Origin of the sequence: Microbacterium sp. B19(2022) (genome assembly GCF_012030385.1) — a bacterium.
Classification (GTDB): domain Bacteria; phylum Actinomycetota; class Actinomycetes; order Actinomycetales; family Microbacteriaceae; genus Microbacterium; species Microbacterium oxydans_B.
The window spans coordinates 1-16,190 of sequence record NZ_JAAUVO010000034.1 but is presented as its reverse complement, the minus strand read 5'-3'; the positions used below and the strand labels follow the sequence as shown (position 1 = coordinate 16,190).

18 protein-coding genes and 1 tRNA gene are annotated in these 16,190 nt (G+C 67.8%); 2 read left to right on the top strand and 17 right to left on the bottom strand.

Features of this window, described 5'->3' with window-relative positions:
* Positions 1 to 58: 58 nt before the first annotated feature.
* The 6 genes from HCX50_RS20240 to mpaB are packed head-to-tail and all read right to left on the bottom strand — an operon-like array spanning position 59 to position 4,020.
* On the bottom strand, positions 59 to 166 hold the full coding sequence (locus HCX50_RS20240) for a daptide-type RiPP (RefSeq protein WP_308162157.1): 108 nt from the start codon (positions 164 to 166) through the stop codon (positions 59 to 61).
* Between the two features lie 44 nt (positions 167 to 210).
* The gene (locus tag HCX50_RS20125) at positions 211 to 333 is read right to left on the bottom strand and encodes a daptide-type RiPP (RefSeq protein ID WP_269319680.1); all 123 of its coding nucleotides are present in this window, start codon (positions 331 to 333) and stop codon (positions 211 to 213) included.
* Positions 334 to 376: 43 nt separating this feature from the next.
* Positions 377 to 505 carry a daptide-type RiPP gene (locus tag HCX50_RS20120; RefSeq protein ID WP_272953142.1) on the bottom strand — a complete coding sequence of 43 codons (129 nt, stop codon included), beginning with the start codon at positions 503 to 505 and terminating at the stop codon, positions 377 to 379.
* Position 506: 1 nt separating this feature from the next.
* Positions 507 to 1,667, bottom strand: coding sequence for an iron-containing alcohol dehydrogenase (locus HCX50_RS19345; RefSeq protein ID WP_167635430.1), 1,161 nt, complete (start codon positions 1,665 to 1,667; stop codon positions 507 to 509).
* Positions 1,668 to 1,699: 32 nt separating this feature from the next.
* Positions 1,700 to 2,962 (bottom strand): daptide-type RiPP biosynthesis aminotransferase, encoded by a 1,263-nt coding sequence (gene mpaD, locus HCX50_RS19340; protein WP_237682608.1) that lies wholly within the window; start codon positions 2,960 to 2,962, stop codon positions 1,700 to 1,702.
* Entirely contained in the window at positions 2,962 to 4,020 is a 1,059-nt protein-coding gene (mpaB, locus tag HCX50_RS19335; protein ID WP_167635429.1) for a daptide biosynthesis RiPP recognition protein, read from the bottom strand. The genes mpaD and mpaB overlap by 1 nt, the downstream gene beginning before the upstream one ends.
* A gap of 179 nt (positions 4,021 to 4,199) precedes the next feature.
* Between mpaB and HCX50_RS19330 the strand changes: the two genes are divergently transcribed.
* Positions 4,200 to 4,287 (top strand) — tRNA-Ser (locus tag HCX50_RS19330).
* Positions 4,288 to 4,389: 102 nt separating this feature from the next.
* Here HCX50_RS19330 and HCX50_RS19325 read toward each other — a convergent pair.
* The 9 genes from HCX50_RS19325 to HCX50_RS19285 all read right to left on the bottom strand — a co-directional run bounded on the left by HCX50_RS19325 (position 4,390) and on the right by HCX50_RS19285 (position 13,674).
* A complete protein-coding gene (locus tag HCX50_RS19325) occupies positions 4,390 to 4,992 on the bottom strand; it encodes a GNAT family N-acetyltransferase (RefSeq protein ID WP_167635428.1) in 603 nt (200 codons plus the stop codon).
* A gap of 28 nt (positions 4,993 to 5,020) precedes the next feature.
* The gene (locus tag HCX50_RS19320) at positions 5,021 to 5,650 is read right to left on the bottom strand and encodes a phosphatase PAP2 family protein (RefSeq protein ID WP_237682607.1); all 630 of its coding nucleotides are present in this window, start codon (positions 5,648 to 5,650) and stop codon (positions 5,021 to 5,023) included.
* A 31-nt stretch (positions 5,651 to 5,681) separates the two neighbouring features.
* Positions 5,682 to 7,076, bottom strand: a complete 1,395-nt coding sequence (locus HCX50_RS19315; RefSeq protein ID WP_208617707.1) for a multidrug effflux MFS transporter — start codon at positions 7,074 to 7,076, stop codon at positions 5,682 to 5,684.
* 107 nt (positions 7,077 to 7,183) lie between these two features.
* A complete protein-coding gene (locus HCX50_RS19310) occupies positions 7,184 to 8,338 on the bottom strand; it encodes a cystathionine gamma-synthase (RefSeq protein WP_167635427.1) in 1,155 nt (384 codons plus the stop codon).
* A 104-nt stretch (positions 8,339 to 8,442) separates the two neighbouring features.
* On the bottom strand, positions 8,443 to 8,622 hold the full coding sequence (locus HCX50_RS19305) for a hypothetical protein (RefSeq protein WP_167635426.1): 180 nt from the start codon (positions 8,620 to 8,622) through the stop codon (positions 8,443 to 8,445).
* Positions 8,623 to 8,684: 62 nt separating this feature from the next.
* Positions 8,685 to 10,061 carry a cystathionine beta-synthase gene (locus HCX50_RS19300; RefSeq protein ID WP_091037734.1) on the bottom strand — a complete coding sequence of 459 codons (1,377 nt, stop codon included), beginning with the start codon at positions 10,059 to 10,061 and terminating at the stop codon, positions 8,685 to 8,687.
* A gap of 97 nt (positions 10,062 to 10,158) precedes the next feature.
* Entirely contained in the window at positions 10,159 to 11,118 is a 960-nt protein-coding gene (locus HCX50_RS19295) for a carbohydrate ABC transporter permease (protein ID WP_167635425.1), read from the bottom strand.
* Positions 11,115 to 12,254 (bottom strand): carbohydrate ABC transporter permease, encoded by a 1,140-nt coding sequence (locus tag HCX50_RS19290; protein WP_167635424.1) that lies wholly within the window; start codon positions 12,252 to 12,254, stop codon positions 11,115 to 11,117. The genes HCX50_RS19295 and HCX50_RS19290 overlap by 4 nt, the downstream gene beginning before the upstream one ends.
* A gap of 103 nt (positions 12,255 to 12,357) precedes the next feature.
* On the bottom strand, positions 12,358 to 13,674 hold the full coding sequence (locus HCX50_RS19285; RefSeq protein ID WP_029261009.1) for an ABC transporter substrate-binding protein: 1,317 nt from the start codon (positions 13,672 to 13,674) through the stop codon (positions 12,358 to 12,360).
* A 286-nt stretch (positions 13,675 to 13,960) separates the two neighbouring features.
* Here HCX50_RS19285 and HCX50_RS19280 point away from each other — a divergent pair, with 286 nt between their 5' ends.
* Positions 13,961 to 14,965 carry a LacI family DNA-binding transcriptional regulator gene (locus HCX50_RS19280; RefSeq protein ID WP_167635423.1) on the top strand — a complete coding sequence of 335 codons (1,005 nt, stop codon included), beginning with the start codon at positions 13,961 to 13,963 and terminating at the stop codon, positions 14,963 to 14,965.
* A gap of 79 nt (positions 14,966 to 15,044) precedes the next feature.
* Here HCX50_RS19280 and rplL read toward each other — a convergent pair whose 3' ends face one another.
* Positions 15,045 to 15,428, bottom strand: a complete 384-nt coding sequence (gene rplL, locus HCX50_RS19275) for a 50S ribosomal protein L7/L12 (RefSeq protein ID WP_091037745.1) — start codon at positions 15,426 to 15,428, stop codon at positions 15,045 to 15,047.
* Between the two features lie 48 nt (positions 15,429 to 15,476).
* Positions 15,477 to 15,965 carry a 50S ribosomal protein L10 gene (gene rplJ, locus HCX50_RS19270; protein ID WP_029261006.1) on the bottom strand — a complete coding sequence of 163 codons (489 nt, stop codon included), beginning with the start codon at positions 15,963 to 15,965 and terminating at the stop codon, positions 15,477 to 15,479.
* Positions 15,966 to 16,190 lie beyond the last annotated feature (225 nt).

Sequence of the window (16,190 nt, the reverse complement as noted above, 5' to 3'; positions counted from 1 at the left end):
GGGCGTAGCTGATGGGGGCATGGCTGCCGAACGGCGACCCGACTACGCCCCGCACCCATCAGGTGATGGCCACCGCCGCGCCGATGATGATGATGATGTCGCCGACGATGATGTACCAGGGCTCGGGGGCGTCCATCGCCTCGATCTCCTCGAAACTCAGATCCATGTGCTCACCTCCTTCGGGCGAGGTCTGCTGCGATCGATCGCGGATCACGTCGCGATGCCGATGATGGCGATGACGGCGCCGATCTTCACCGCGGCATACCAGGTCCAGAAGTCGGGGGTGTCCATCGACTCCAGTTCTTCAAAGCGCAGATCTTTTGAGATCTCCATGTGTTCTCACCTCCTCTGTCGTACCGTTCCGGGCGTCCGCCACTCAGGTGAGAGCGGCGATGATGGCGACGATCGCCATGCCCGTGCCGACTCCGTTGACGAAGTCCGTCCACTCGGATGGGGCGTCCATCGTCGGCAATTCCTCGATCCGCAGGTTCAGTGCGGTGGTCATGTCATGTCACCTCCTCTCGTCGCTTCGTGATCGGATCCGCGCCCGCCGAAAACGACGCCGCGAAGATCTGATCGATGGCTTCCGGGGCGATGCGCCCGAGCGCCGGCAGCGATCCACCCCAAGAGGTGCGTACCCGCTCGGATGCCTGCATACGCATCGATGCGCTCGGCGCATCGATGGTGCGCAGTCCCCAGCGCTGAAACAGTGTCGCGAGGCCATCGCGGATATCGAGGGGAAGCTCGGGCATGACGGCGCGGACCCAGGACCAGGCTGACGCGAGCCTCTCGGTCGAGCCCCAGCGCCGGTCGCCGTCGGCGATGGCACCCCAGATGGTCGGCAGGATCGACAGGGTCGCCGGGATCTTCCGGGCACCCGTCACCCAGGCCAGTTCGTTCGCCAGGTACCAGTGCTTCGCCGCATAGCTCTCCCGCCCGACGAGGGCCCAGCTGCGATGGCTCGCTGCGCTGAGCTGCCCCGCGAACAGACGTTCCTCGGGCGTGAGGGATCTGAGCCTGAGCCGTTCGCCCATCCGCGCTGCGCCGTTCACGATCGACTCGGCATCGTGATCGGCCGCGAGATCGACCCTGCTCCCGATCACGGGGCCGAGCACGCGGAGGATCACCTCGATCAGTCCCTCCATCTGCAGCAGTCGAGGCAGGCTGGCGGTGTGCAAGGGGTCGAGGACCGCATGATCGGGAAGCAGCGCGGGGCTGAAGAGGAGGCGACGCCCCCACGGCGTCACGAGACAGGCGACGCTGCTGACCTCAGAGCCGGTACCGATGGTCGTAGGGACGGCGACGAGGGGCGGCTCCTGGTCATGGTTGATGTCCGCCTCGGGCAGACGGACGAAGCCACTGCGTGCCGTCAGCCTGCGCAGCGGCAGGGCGAATCGCGGTGTCGTGATCAGGAGCCGTGCGATCTTCGCGGCGTCGAGGATGGTGCCTCCGCCGAGCGCCACGACCGCAGTCGCATCGTGCCCGGCGGAGACGATTCCGGCGATCGTGCCCGCGTCGACCTCCTGGGCATCGATGCGGAGTTCGGTGGCTCCCGGTGGCAGCGACGTACTCATCCCGTCGACGGCCGCATCGCGCACGACGAGTGGCCGCTCGCCCAGCGAGAGTCGGGAGAGGACGGCCGAGGTCGCTCCGCTTCCCGCCGTCACCCGTGCCGAATTGTGAGCCTCCCTCAGCGCGTTCACGCGGCGCGCTCGTGGTCGTCGATGCCGTGCAGGATCGCGGTCTCGAGTTCGTCGAGCTCCGTCCTGCCGTAGAGGTATGCGGGGATCACCTGGATGCAGCCCGGCCCCGGCTGCACGATCGCCCCTGCTTTCCGCACCGCGGCCACGACTCCCGCGATCTCACCGCCGCCGAAAGGCCGTCCGTCCCGCGCGAGAACCACGGACCGGAAGCAGCCGATCCCGCCGGTGTCGACCACGTTGGGATGTGCCGCGATCCGCGCGATCGTCCCGTCCAGCGCCGCGCCCAGCTCCTGGGAGAGACGGAGCGCATCCATTCGGTCGAACTCCGACGCGGCAGCCAGGACGGCTGCGCAGGAGGCAGGGGTACCGGCTTGCGTCTCCGCATGCACGAACATCGCGTCGCGGCTGTCGAAGACATCGCAGAGTTCCGCGGAGACGAGCACAGCCGATGCCGCCGCCGCACCGTTCGTCAGTGCCTTCGACAGCAGGAGCACGTCGGGGGCGACGGCCCAGCGCTCCGAGGCGAAGAGCAGACCGGTGCGTCCGAACCCCGTCGCGACCTCGTCGGCGACCAGTACGACGTCGAACGTCGCCCGGATCTCGGCGACGGTCGCGAGGAACTCCTCGTCGAGGGCGATCGCCCCCGATCCCTGCACGGGCTCGAGCACGAGCGCGGCAATCCGATCTCCTTCTCTCGCGAACAGCGTCCGCAGCTGCGCCCCGCCGTCATGCGGGGAGACGTGCCTCACCGCCCGCCGATCCACGCCGTACACGGACTGGCCCAGCGCCTCGCCGGTAAGGGCGAAGGCGCCGTAACTGAGCCCGTGATATCCGCCCTGTGTGCCGACGACGAGGTTTTTCTGCGGTGCGCCCTTCAGCGTAGCCGCCTGACGCACGAGCTTCATCGTCAGATCGTTCGCCGCTGCTCCGGAGGTCGCGAAGATGACACGCGCGTAGCCACCGCCCGCCCGCGCCAGGAGCATCTCTGCCGCCTCCTGGGCGTAGGAGTGCGAGGACCGGAAGAGGGAGAGGTAGGAGGCGGACCGCAACGCCGCCCCCACAGCATCGGCCACAGCCTCGTTCCCGTAGCCGAGCGGAACGTTCCAGAGCCCACTCGTCGCACAGAGCCGCGTGATGCCGTCGGCCGTGCGGACCCGCACGCCCGCAGCCGCGACCGCGTGCTCCTGCGGGCGCCCCCACATGCTGGGCGGTGTGAGGCTCTCCCAGAGTGCCGGCCGCGGCGCGGTGGCCTCGCGCATCACTCGCCGCTCCGCCCGTAGGAGACGAGATCGAGACCCGCCTGCGCGAACCTCCCGCGGACGTCCCGCAGCACCTCGGCTGCTTCTTCCGTGCGCCGTCCGAGTTCGGTGGCGAGCATCACCGACGCCGCTGCCTCGTCCCCGGTCGCCAGCAGGCACTCGGCTGCGCGCGCGGCGTCGACCCCGAGCCGGAAGCGTCTGAGGCTCACGGGATCGACCAGGATGTACTCCTCGCCGTCACCCGTCACCAGGAAAGGCGCCTCAGAGGCGACGGCCGCGGCGGCGCCCTCATCGAGAGCTCGGACGAGGTGTCCGCCGAAACCCGAGATGGCGGGCCGTGTCAGGGCACCGTCCCACTGCCGCAGCAGGTCGAGAGCGGCGACGTACCTCGCGAGCCAGGGCCTGTCGTCGAGATCCGCCTCGAGCACGCGGGGGTCGACGATCCGCGCGAACGCCCGGCCGCGGCCGGTGCTCTCCGCGGCCGTCGCCTCGACGTCGGCCCGCTCATCGCCCACGCTGCCGAGGAGGAGCCCATCGGGCCCGTCTCGATACTCGCCGGACGCGGTGACGTGCAGGCGGACCAGGTCGGCCCCGCCCTCGTCCGCACGGACGAACGAGATGCGCGAGTCCAGGAGAACCAACCCGCTGAGGAGCTGATCCACGAAGAAGCCCGACTCTCGCGCGGTGTCGGCGTCGCTGAGGAAGGCCGCGAGCCCCGCCGCCGACCCCTGGCGGACGATGGTGAGTCCGACGATGGAGAGGAACGGGGCCGCGAGGTAATCCTGCAGCTCGAAGGCGTGGCGTCCATCGAGGGTGATCTCGTCGCCGGGCTCGCGGAAGGAGCCGTCATATCCGATGGTCCGCGGATCGGCATGTCGCACAGGGGCGATCACGATGTCGCAGGGCTCCGCCGCGCGCAGCACCTCCTCGATGTGGTCTCCGGATTCGAGGAAGAACACGGCGCCCTCGACGATTCCCCGCCTTCCGCTGACGTACTGCTCGAAAGCGGTGGCCGTGCGGTGGCTCGGCCGTGATGCCGTGGTCGCGCTGTCCTGCATGTTCCCCCCAGAAGACATGGACCTTGATCGAGCACGATCTGTCCTCACCTGAGGCTATACAGCTGACGTGTGACATGCAATATTCTGCTCACAGGATTCCCGAGGTCTCGATGGGGCTGCCCGCGATGGGTCTGTCACGCCGCCCTCCCCCGATCGGATAGGATGGACAGGTTGTTCCTGGTGACGTGTCCGAGCGGCCGAAGGAGCACGCTTGGAAAGCGTGTGTTGTGCAAGCAACCGCGGGTTCGAATCCCGCCGTCACCGCCAGAAACGCATGAAGGGTCTCCGCGCAAGCGGGGGCCCTTCTTGCGTTTCTCTCCAGTACGGGAATTCGGGGAGGAGCGAGCGCCGGGATACGCCCCGGCTCACTCAGCCGTCGAAGCGCACGCCGTAGATCTGCCCACCGGGCGCCGCGGGCAGTCGCGTCATCCCGAGCCGCTCGTAGAACGCGGCCGCTCCGGCGTTGTTCGGGTCGATCCCCAGGTGCAGTCCGCGCACCCCGCGGCGGGTCAGCTCGGCGAACAGGGTCTCCATGAGACCGCGCCCCAGCCCCTGCCCCTGCGTCTCGGGGAGCAGATCGATGTGCAGATGGGCGGGGTACTCGGCGGCGTTCGGCTCGATTCCGGGGGCTCGCTCGTACCCGTACTCGACCATCCGCTCCTCCCGGGTCGCGGGCTCCGCAGACCTGGGGTATCGCTCCTGCAGCCCGGGCCACCACTCGTCGCGGAACCAGGTGTAGAAAGCGTCGGTGTCGTCCGTCGCCACGATGTACCCGATGGTGCGCTCATCGTCACTCTCGACCACCCAGGCGAGGTCGGGATGCCGCTCGGCATAGGGAACGGCGAACAGGTCGCCCCACAGCGAGTCGTCGGAGAGGACGCCGGTCGCATCTCCCCCCGCGTCGGCGGTCTGCACGCAGATCTCGTACAGCGGGGCACGATCGGTGGGGAGGTAGGGACGGATGCGCGACACGAAGGCTCCTCTGACTGAACGGTCCGGCTCAGCCTATCGGCGCGTCGACCTCGGACTTCTTCTGCTGCACCCACGGCAGCAGCCACGCCGCCAGCACGAGCACCACGCCGGCGCCGACAAGCGCACCGCCCAGCGTGTCGGTGGCCCAGTGCACCGACAGGAAGGTGCGCGAGAGTGCCATCGCCAGCACCCACAGCACACCGAGGATCGCGGTCCAGACCCGCGGGAACAGCACCCAGACCACGAGCGCGATCGTCGCCGCGTTCGCGGTGTGGCCCGACGGGAACGAGCCGTAGTCACTCACCACCAGCATGTCCTCCGGCCGCGCTCTTCCGAAGAGCTGCTTGAGCAGCTGCACCGCACCGGCGCTCGCGGCGAAGCACACGGCCGCGAACACCGCACTGCGCCACCGGCGCGCGAGCACGAGGGCGAGGATCACCAGCAGCGGCACCCCGAGGATCGCCACCCACCCGCCGCCGATCCAGTCCATGACCAGCGCGAACTGCAGCAGCCAGTCGCCCCGGATGCCGGCGACGGTCTCATTCCACCAGTGGTCGAAGCCGGGTGTCTCCGGGTAGACGAACACCACCAGGGCACCGAGCACCGTCGCGAGCGCGAGGAGGCCCACTCCCCACCACAGCAGCATCCGCCTGTCCATCGTCCCATTCTGCGGGACGCGGCCCTGCCGATCAGGGATTGAGCATCCCGACGGTCCGCGGACGCACGACGAACCAGAGCGAGAGGATGCCGATGGCGGCGCAGACCACCATGACCGAGGCCATGGTGGTCGCGGTGATCCCGGCGTCGTGGGAGAGCCAGCCCGCGACCGGTGAGATGAGCCCGGCGACACCGAAGTTGGTCGCGCCGATGATGGAGGCCGCGGTGCCGGCCGCCTTCCCGTGACGATCCAGCGCCAGCACCTGCACGTTGGGGAACGTGAAACCGCAGGCGGTCATGAACACGAAGAGCGGGATGACCGTTCCCCAGAGCCCGAGTCCGAGCTGGTCGGTGACGATGATGGCCACTCCGGCGAGCAGCAGCACGGCGGTGGAGTAGGCCATGACCCACTGCGGTCCGAACCGGGCGGCGAGACGAGAGGCGGTCTGGACGCCCGCGACGACGCCGAGCGAGTTCACGGCGAACAGCAGGCCGTACTGCTGCGCATCGAGTCCGTGCGTCACCTGGAACAGGAACGGCGATGCCGAGAGGTAGGAGAACAGGCCCGAGAAGGTCATGCCACCGATCACCAGCACACCGAGGAACACCCGATCCGAGAGCACCGAGCGATAGCGCTGCAGCATCGTCGCGCCACCGCGGTCCTGTCGGCGGGCGACGGGCAACGTCTCCGGGATGAACAGGATCGCCGAGGCCAGCATCACGATGCCGTAGGCCGCGAGGACGACGAAGATCCCCCGCCAGGGCATGAGAGTCAGCAGCCAGGAGCCGATCAGCGGCGCGATGACCGGGGCAACACCTGACACCAGCGCGAGACGCGAGAGCATGACGACCAGGCGGCGGCCGCCGAACAGGTCGCGCACGATGGCCATGGCCACGACGCCACCGGCCGCCGCTCCCACACCCATGAGCACGCGCGCGGCACTGAGCAGACCGAGGTCCGGGGCGAACGCCGCTCCGACGCTGGCCAGAACGTGCAGGGCGGTGACGGCGATCAGTGGCACACGGCGGCCGACCTTGTCGCTGAGCGGACCGACCACGAGCTGCCCGAGGGCGAAGCCGATCATCGTGCCGGTGAGGGTCAGCTGGATCGCCGCGGCCGTGGTCTGGAAGTCTTCTTCCAGCACCGGGAAGGCAGGGAGGTAGAGGTCGATCGTGAACGGCCCGAGCGCCGTGAGCGCGCCGAGGAGGATGATGTACAGCGTCCGACGGCCGAGGGAGATCGCATCCCCGGGGTGCAGCATGATGGGCGCTGTCGCCGGGTTGGCGCCGAGGGTGCGGATGGCGCCGGTGGCGGTGGAGGTGCGGATGCTGCCGGTCGCGGTGCGCTCCGGTTCTGCGGCCGGAGCGGTCTCCGACCCGTCGGGTCGCGCGGTGGAGATGGAGTCAGTGCGGGGAGCGTCGGACACGACGTCCTTCCAGAGTTCGGGGTGCCTGGTCGAATCGATTCGCCAGGGAAAGAACCCATGCTACCGCCGACCCGACCCCACCCCCCGCGATGGCTCCGGGCGGCAGGTCAGCGCGCGATGCGCTCCAGACCCTGCTCGAGGTCGGCGAGCAGGTCGCCGATGTCCTCGATGCCGACCGAGAGCCGCACGACGTTCTCCGGAACGGCGAGCTCGGTGCCACGCACCGACGCGTGGGTCATGTCCGGCGGGTACCCGATGAGGGATTCGACTCCGCCCAGCGACTCGGCCAGTTGGAACAGCGAGGTGCTCTCGGCGAAGGCCCGTGCGGCATCGGCGCCCGCGGCGAGCCCGAGCGAGAGCATCCCGCCGAAGGCGCTCATCTGCGAGGCGGCGATGGCGTGACCGGGGTGTGCCGCGAGTCCGGGGTAGTACACCTGCGCGAACTCGGGGCGCGCTGCCGCCCACTCCGCGATCGCCTGCGCGTTCTCGGAGTGCTGACGCATCCGCAGCGCGAGCGTCTTGATGCCCCGCGTGGTGAGCCAGGCGTCCAGGGGCGCGGATACCGCACCGACCGCGAACTGCTGGAACTTCACCTGATCGAAGAAGCGGTCATCGCCGAACACGACGGCGCCCCCGAGCACGTCCGAGTGGCCGCCGAGGTACTTCGTCGTGGAGTGCACGACCAGGTCGGCGCCGAGCGCGAGGGGCTGCTGCAGCGCGGGCGAGGCGAACGTGTTGTCCACGACCACGATCGCACCGGACTCGTGTGCGACCTCGGCGATCAGGGCGATGTCGACGATCTTCAGCAGCGGGTTGCTCGGCGTCTCGAGCCACACGATCTTCGTCTCGGGGCGGATCGCGGCGCGGAGCACATCCACATCCGAGAGCTCGACCGTCGTCGTGTCGATTCCCCACGGCGAGAGCACCTTGGTGAGCAGTCGATAGGTCCCGCCGTACACGTCGTTGCCGAGCAGCACGTGATCGCCCGGCTTCAGGATGCCGCGCAGCAGAGCGTCTTCGGCGGCAAGACCCGAGGCGAAGGAGAGTGCGCTCGCGCCGCCTTCGAGCGCGGCCAGCTGCGTCTCGAGCGACGACCGTGTGGGGTTGCCGGCACGGTTGTATTCGTAGCCCTCGCGGAAACCGCCGATGCCGTCCTGCACGTGCGTGGAGGACTGGTAGATCGGCGGGATGATCGCCCCCGTCGTCGGGTCGGGAGCTTGTCCTGCATGGATGGCGCGAGTGGCGAAGGCGTGGTCGGACATGCCCTCAGCCTACGACCGCCCCCGCAGCGGAGACCCTCCCGTTACGCCCGGGGTCAGGCGACGGGAAGAGAGCAACCGCGAACGTCAATCGCGGCTCGCGGCCGTCACGGCTGCGCGCGCGGCTTCTTGTTCCGAAGGTTGCTGATGCCGACACCGAGCGCGAGAAGGCTGACCAGGCCGAGGCCGACGCCGAGTCCGTTCCAGAAGGAGCTGTCCACCCACCTCGTCACGATGAACACAAGCAGGAACAGCGAGCCGATGAACAGGTACCAGTCGATCTTCACAAGGACGACACTACCCGCGGTGCACCACGAGCGTTGCCGCGGCGGGGAGAGTGGTCGACGCCTCAGCGGGAGAGGTACCCGAGCAGATCCTGTCGCGTCAGCACCGTGTGCGGCTTGCCGTCTTCCGTGACCAGCAGGGCATCGGCGTCGGCGAGCGCCGTCTTCGCCTGGGCGACGGAGGCATGGATGCCGATGAGCGGGAGCCGCTCCCCCACGTGCGCTCCGACGGCATCGGTCGCGCTCGCCTCGCCCCGGAACAGCAGGTCGAGCAGCCCCTTCTCGTCGACCGTGCCGACGACCTCGCCCATCATGACGGGCGGTTCGGCGCTGAGCACGACCAGCTGCGAGACGTCGTACTGCGTCATCATCCCGATGGCCTCGAGAACCGTGTCGGTCGGATGCGCGTGCACGAGGTCGGGGATGCCCTCGCCCTGTCGCGACGGCCGCGCGGCGAGCACGTCGGCGACGGTCTCCCCCTCTTCCACGTCGCTGAACCCGTAGGAGCGCATCCATCCGTCATTGAAGATCTTCCCGAGATAGCCGCGACCGCCGTCCGGCAGGAGGACGACCATCACGGCATCTGCGGGCAGTTCGCGCGCGACGCGCAGGGCGCCGACGACGGCCATGCCGCTCGATCCGCCGACGAGTATGCCCTCCTCGCGGGCGAGCCGCCTTGTCATGGCGAACGAGTCCGCATCGCCCACCGCCACGATCTCGTGCGGGACGGTCGGGTCGTAGGCGCCCGGCCAGATATCCTCCCCGACGCCCTCGACGAGGTAGGGACGACCGGTGCCACCGCTGTAGACGCTGCCCTCGGGATCGACGCCGACGATGCGCACCTGCCCCTCCGACACCTCGCGGAGATAGCGCCCGGTCCCCGTGATCGTGCCGCCCGTGCCGACGCCGGCCACGAAGTGCGTGACCTGCCCCTCGGTGTCGCGCCAGATCTCCGGCCCTGTGGTCTCGTAGTGGCTGCGCGGACCGTTGGGGTTCTCGTACTGGTTCGGCTTGAACGCGCCGGGGATCTCACGGGCGAGTCGGTCGCTGACGCTGTAGTACGACTCCGGGCTTTCCGGCGCGACCGACGTGGGCGTCACCACGACCTCCGCGCCGTAGGCCCGCAGCACGTCGATCTTGTCGTCGCCCACCTTGTCGGGCAGCACGAACACGCACTTGTAGCCGCGCTGCTGGGCGACGAGTGCCAGGCCCACTCCGGTGTTGCCGCTGGTGGGTTCGACGATCGTGCCGCCGGGCTTCAGGTCGCCGGAGGCCTCGGCGGCATCGATGATGCGCGCGGCGATGCGATCCTTCGACGACCCGCCCGGGTTCAGGTACTCGAGCTTCACGAGCACCGTGCACGCGACGCCCTCGGTGACGTGAGTGAGCTTCACGAGGGGCGTGTCGCCGACGAGGTCGACGATCGAGTCTGCGTACTTCATGACTTCAGGGTAGACGCGCGGATGCCGCGGGCGGGGCTGTGTTTCGCCCACCCGCGGCATCCGTTCTCACGAAAGGCCCCCTGTGTCTTCCGAAGCGTCAGCCCTTCGTCGATCCGGCGAGCAGGCCGCGCACGAAGTACCGCTGCAGCGCGAAGAACACGATGAGCGGGACGATGATCGAGACGAAAGCACCCGCAGTGAGCAGGTACCAGCCCTCACCACGTCCGGTGATCTCGGCGAGCACCTTCGTGATCGGAGAGGCGGCGCCGTCGGCGAACACGAGGGCCACGAGCAGGTCGTTCCAGACCCAGAGGAACTGGAAGATCGCGACCGACGCGATCGCCGGCATCGTGAGCGGGAGCACCACGCGGAAGAAGATCTGTCCGCGCGATGCGCCGTCGACGCGTGCGGCCTCGATGATCTCGCCGGGGATCTCCGACATGAAGTTGTGCAGCAGGTAGATCGCGAGCGGCAGCGCGAACATCGTGTGGGCGATCCACACCTGCGCATAGCCGCCGGCGACGTCGAGGCCCTCCGTCACCTGCACACCGAACAGGTTGATCCCTCGGGAGAACGACGACAGCAGGGGCACCAGAGCCATCTGGATCGGCACGATCTGCAGCGCGAACACGAAGATGAACAGCGCGTTGCGACCCTTGAACTCGATCCAGGAGAACGCATACGCCGCCATCGCCGCGATCATCAGCGGGATGAGCGTCGCCGGGATCGTGATCACGATCGAGTTGAAGAAGGACTCCAGGATCGTCAGCTGCGTGGTGCCGGACTGCAGCACCGCCGCGTAGTTGTCGAGCGTCAGTCGGGGGTCGGTGAACACGGTCCACCAGCCGGTGGTCTCGATCGCTTCCCGGTCGCGGAACGACGAGATGAAGAGGCCGAGCGTCGGAACGGTCCAGATGACGGCGATGATGATCGCGGCGACACTCGCCCAGGGCCGGCTGAGACGCTTGCGGGTGCGACCGGCCGAAGCCTCGAACCGGCCCGCGGTCGTGATGGCCCGCGTGCTGTCGCCGGTGTCTGTCTTCACGGTGTCGGTCATCGGATCTCCCGCTGCTTCTTGATCTGGCGTGCGTTGTAGATGACGATCGGCAGCACCAGGATGAACAGGATGACGGAGAGCGCAGCACTGCGACCCGCCTCGAACTTCGAGAACTGGGTGTACATCTCATTCGCCAGCACCGACGTGCCGTAGTTTCCACCGGTCATCGTGCGGACGATGTCGAACACCTTCAGCGAGGCGATCGAGATCGTGGTCAGCACGACGATGAGCGCCGGACGGATCGACGGGATCGTCACCGACTTGAAACGCTCCCAGGCGTTGGCGCCGTCGAGCTCCGCCGCTTCCAGCAGCTCGGCCGGCACGCCCTTGATGGACGCCGAGAGCACGACCATCGCGAAACCGGTCTGCACCCAGATCAGCACCACGATGAGCGCCAGGTTGTTCCAGGGCCCGTTCAGCAGGAACTGCTGCGGCTCACCACCGAACCAGACCAGGATCTGGTTGAGCAGACCGATCTGCTCGAACTCCGGGCCGCGGTAGGCGTACACGAAGCGCCAGATGATGCTGGCACCGACGAACGAGATCGCCATCGGCATGAACACCAGCAGCTTGTAGATCTTCTCCCCACGGGTCCGATCGATGAACACCGCGTACCCGAGGCCGATCATCGTGGAGAGCGTCGGGACGAGCAGCACCCACACGATCGTGTTGATCACCGAGGTCACGCCGTCGGACTGGGTGAAGATCCAGAGATAGTTGGAGAACCCGACGAAGTCGCTGCCCGTCGAGTTCCAGAACGACGCATAGACGGTCTGGATCGACGGCAGGATGAGGCCGGCGAGGAGCAGCAGAATCGCCGGGGCCATGAAGGCCACGAGCTGGATCAGGTATCCCGCGCCGTCGCGGGACCGGTAGTCCAGGAAGAAGAACAGTGCACCGACGGCGACCGCGACTCCCATGGCCCAGTAGTAGGAGTTGAAGAACCACATCACCGCGAGCGGGATGAGCAGGCACATCGCGAGGCGGATGCCGGTGTAGAGAGCACCCTTGCGCGGTGCGATGTCGACGAGCAGCAGGATCACCACCACGACCACCGCGAACGCGATGACCACGGCGAGTGCCTGGAGGATCGGCGGGAGTGTCCCGATCCATTGGAAGAACACAGTCGCGTTCATGGATTCCCCTTCATGAGACGGAGCTGATCAGCGGTCGGCGCGGCGATGCGTGGACCGGGTGTGAGAAGGAGGGCCGCCCCGCGGGGCGGCCCTCCTCATCCGATCAGCTGGAAGGCCAGCCGGTCTCGATCTGAGTCAGCACCTCGTCGGTGGAGGTCCCGTTGACCCAGGCGACGATGCCCTTCCAGAAGGTGCCGGAGCCGACAGCACCGGGCATCTGGTCCGAACCGTCGAAGCGGAACGTCACCGAGTCGTCCTGGAGGAGCTTGATCGACTCCTGCAGGATCGGGTCCTCGACCACGTCGAGGTCGACACCCTTGTTGGCCGACGTCACGCCGCCGAGGGCGAGACGGCTGTTGGCCCACTCGGGGCTGGACAGGTACTCGAGCACCTTCTGCGTCGCCTCGGAGTCGCTGAACGCGCCGACGATCTCGCCACCACCGGTGATGAGGGTCTCGTCCGGGTTCGGGCTCGGCGTCAGGAACGCCCAGACATCGCCGTCCTCGGCGAAGTTCGTTCCCTCGGGGTAGAAGCCCGACAGGAACGAGGCCTGGTGGGTCAGCCCGCACTCGCCGCTCGCGACCTTCGCGGCCACGTCACCGAACGCGGTGGAGTTGATCGAACGCACGTCGCCGAAGCCGGCGTTGACGTACTCCGGGTTCAGCAGGATCTCACCGGTGGCGTCGAACGCCTCCTTGATCTGCGGGTCGGTGAAGGGGATCTCGTTCTTGACCCACTGGTCGTAGACGTCAGGACCCGCGTTGCGGAGCACGAGGTCTTCGATCCAGTCCGTGCCCGGCCAGCCGGTCGCGACGCCGGACTCGAAGCCGGCGCACCACGGGGCAGCGCCACTCTTGTCCTTGATGGTCTGCGTCAGCGTGAGCAGCTCGTCCCAGCTGGTCGGCTCCTCGACGCCCCACTCGGCGAACTTGGTGGGCGAGTACCAGACCCAGCCCTTGACGCTCGCCATCAGCGGCGCGCCGTAGAACGTGCCGTCGTAGGTGCCGAAGTCGACCCAGCCCTGCGTCCAGTACTCCTCAGCGTTCTTCTTGACCGCCTCCGGAGCAGGCTTCAGCAGGTCGCGCGACGCGTAGTCCGCGAACAGGCCGGGCTGCGGGAAGATCGCGATGTCCGGCGGGTTGCCGCCCTGCGCGCGCGTGCCGAGCTGCGTCTCGAAGTCCTGGCTGCCCTCGTACTTGATCTCGATGTCGTTCTCCTTCTCGAAATCCGCCCAGGATTCCGCGAGGAGTTCTGCTTCGCCCTCGACGATCGTGCCGTAGATCGTGACGGTGTTGTCTCCGCCGCCACCACCGCCGCCTCCGGAGGTCCCCCCGGGAGCCCCGCATCCGGCGAGCGCGATGCCCGCGACCCCCAGCAGGGCGAGAGGCGCGTAACGCCGTGAACGCTGTGACAGAGCCATGTGAATTCTCCTCTTCGAGTACAGGGTCCCACCTGTTGCGATGCCACCCCTCGGCATCGGTAGGGAACCGATTCCAGGCCAACCTACTGGCGATCGATATCCCGGCACAACAAGGAAGGGTCACAAGCTCACAACCATTCGCCACACTTCGACGTCGCGGATGGGAGCGCTCCCTCGCTCACGGTGTGGAACCGGTTCCTTTTGATCGCTTCGAGGACTACGCTGTCACCGGCGCGGCGACCGCGCCGCCACCCACGCAACGGCGTGATCAGGTCGAGGAGGACCGATGAGCACGATCGCCGACGTCGCTGCGCGTGCCGGGGTGTCGAAGGCCACCGCGAGCCGCGCACTGAGTGGACGCGGTTATGTCTCGGAGGACACCCGTTCCCGCGTCACGGATGCCGCCCGCGAGCTGTCGTACGTCGCGCACTCGTCCGCGACGAGCCTGGCCACCGGTCGGACGCAGACCGTGGGCATCGTGATGCCGCCCGTCGACCGCTGGTTCTTCGCCGAGCTGCTGGCAGGGATCCAGGAGTCCCTGCTGATGCTCGATTACGACCTCTCGCTCTACGGGGTGCCCGAAGGATCGCAGACGCGAGAGCGGCTGCTCGAGAGTGTCCTGCCGGGCCGGCGCTTCGACGGCATCATCGCGGTGGGCATCCAGCCGAGCGCGCGCGAACTCGAACGCCTGCAGCTCACCGGGCGCCCGCTGGTGAGCGTGGGCCCATACGGCGAAGGATCCACTGCCGTCTCGATCGACGACGCCGCCGCCGCCCGCATCGCCACCGAACACCTCATCGAACTCGGGCACACCGACATCGCCTTCGTCGGGGGATCAGCCGACGAGAAAGCGCTGAGCCTCGGCGACGCCCGGCGACTCGACGGCTATCGTGGCGCGCTACAGGCCGCCGGACTCGCGGAGCATGCGCGGGTCGCCGGCGCCGCTCCCACCATGCCGGGCGGCTATGCGGCGACGGCCGGCCTGCTCGGCGACCGCCGGAACCGCCCGACCGCGATCGTCGGGGTGTGCGACGAGGCGGCCATCGGCGCGATCATCGCCGCACGCCGCCTGGGCATCGCCGTGCCGACCGAACTCAGCGTGGTCGGCATCGACGACCATCAGCACGCCGACATGTTCGCCCTGACCACGATCGGCCAATCGCCCCGCGAACAGGGACACGAGGCCGTGCGCCTCCTGATGCAGCGGATCGACCGGCCGGATGCTCCGCTCGCGCATGTGTCGGCAGCATCCGCCCTCGTGGTGCGCAACTCTACCGCCCCGCCACGCTGAACGCATCGAAAAGCGCCAGGACGCACGAAGGCCCCGGGCGAACCCGGGGCCTTCGATCAGAAACGCGTGAGCGTCGCGATTACTTGAGGGTAACCGTTGCGCCTGCCTCTTCGAGAGCAGCCTTGGCCTTCTCGGCGGTCTCCTTGTTGGCGCCCTCAAGGACAGCCTTCGGGGCACCGTCGACGACAGCCTTGGCCTCGCCGAGACCCAGCGAGGTGAGCTCGCGGACGGTCTTGATGACCTGGATCTTCTTCTCGCCAGCAGCCTCGAGGATGACGTCGAAGGAGTCCTTCTCTTCCTCAGCCTCAGCAGCGCCTGCGCCACCCGCAGCACCGGCAACGGCGACGGGAGCAGCAGCGGTGACCTCGAACTTCTCCTCGAACGCCTTGACGAAGTCGTTGAGCTCGACGAGGGTCAGGCCGGCGAACTGCTCGAGCAGCTCCTCAGTGGTGAGCTTAGCCATGATGTATCTCCTAGATAGATGGGGTTTGTAGACGAGATCGCAGGTCGCTTACGCGGCCTCTGCGGTCTCCAGCTTTTCGCGAAGAGCATCGATGGTGGCGGCAGCCTTGCCCATCGTCGCCTTCATCATGCCCGCAGCCTTCGCCAGCAGAACCTCACGGCTCTCCAGCGCGGCGTACTTATTGACCTCGTCCGCGGTGAGGGCGTTGCCCTCGAAGATGCCGGACTTGATCACGAGAAGCGGGTTGGCCTTGGCGAAGTCACGCAGAGCCTTGGCGGTGGCGACGAAGTCACCGTGCACGAACGCGACAGCCGACGGACCCTTGAGGTCGTCGTCCAGCGCGGAGATGCCAGCCTTGTTGGCGGCAATCTTGGTCAGCGTGTTCTTCACCACGGCGTACTCAGCGTCCTGACGGATGCTGTTGCGCAGCTCCTTGAGCTGGGCAACCGTCAGACCGCGGTACTCGGTCAGCAGGACGGCGTTCGAGTTCTCGAATGACTTCGTGAGCTCGGCGACCGATGCATCCTTCTGCGCCATGGTCACTCCTTGGTGTGTACGAGGCGCCGCACGGTGGTGGGGCGCCGACCTGGACCACCTGCACAGAAAAAAGCTCCGGCGCAAGCGCACGGAGCTTTGAGAAGTTCGTGTCCTGCGCGGGCCCCTGCTGTGCAGAGCTTCGATCTTGCGTGCTTGCGCACGCCTGATGACCAGCGGTCTTCGGTTGAGATAACACTACCTCACCCACCCCTGTCCCCCAAATCC

Excerpts from the sequence above, each read along its gene's own strand:
- HCX50_RS20240 (WP_308162157.1), bottom strand. The coding sequence starts at position 166 with ATGGATCTGAGTTTCGAGGAGATCGAGGCGATGGACGCCCCCGAGCCC.
- HCX50_RS20125 (WP_269319680.1), bottom strand. The coding sequence starts at position 333 with ATGGAGATCTCAAAAGATCTGCGCTTTGAAGAACTGGAGTCGATGGAC.
- HCX50_RS20120 (WP_272953142.1), bottom strand. The coding sequence starts at position 505 with ATGACCACCGCACTGAACCTGCGGATCGAGGAATTGCCGACGATGGAC.
- mpaD (WP_237682608.1), bottom strand. The coding sequence starts at position 2,962 with ATGCGCGAGGCCACCGCGCCGCGGCCGGCACTCTGGGAGAGCCTCACA.
- mpaB (WP_167635429.1), bottom strand. The coding sequence starts at position 4,020 with ATGCAGGACAGCGCGACCACGGCATCACGGCCGAGCCACCGCACGGCC.
- HCX50_RS19320 (WP_237682607.1), bottom strand. The coding sequence starts at position 5,650 with ATGGACAGGCGGATGCTGCTGTGGTGGGGAGTGGGCCTCCTCGCGCTC.
- HCX50_RS19310 (WP_167635427.1), bottom strand. The coding sequence starts at position 8,338 with ATGTCCGACCACGCCTTCGCCACTCGCGCCATCCATGCAGGACAAGCT.
- HCX50_RS19300 (WP_091037734.1), bottom strand. The coding sequence starts at position 10,061 with ATGAAGTACGCAGACTCGATCGTCGACCTCGTCGGCGACACGCCCCTC.
- HCX50_RS19295 (WP_167635425.1), bottom strand. The coding sequence starts at position 11,118 with ATGACCGACACCGTGAAGACAGACACCGGCGACAGCACGCGGGCCATC.
- HCX50_RS19290 (WP_167635424.1), bottom strand. The coding sequence starts at position 12,254 with ATGAACGCGACTGTGTTCTTCCAATGGATCGGGACACTCCCGCCGATC.
- HCX50_RS19285 (WP_029261009.1), bottom strand. The coding sequence starts at position 13,674 with ATGGCTCTGTCACAGCGTTCACGGCGTTACGCGCCTCTCGCCCTGCTG.
- HCX50_RS19280 (WP_167635423.1), top strand. The coding sequence starts at position 13,961 with ATGAGCACGATCGCCGACGTCGCTGCGCGTGCCGGGGTGTCGAAGGCC.
- rplL (WP_091037745.1), bottom strand. The coding sequence starts at position 15,428 with ATGGCTAAGCTCACCACTGAGGAGCTGCTCGAGCAGTTCGCCGGCCTG.
- rplJ (WP_029261006.1), bottom strand. The coding sequence starts at position 15,965 with ATGGCGCAGAAGGATGCATCGGTCGCCGAGCTCACGAAGTCATTCGAG.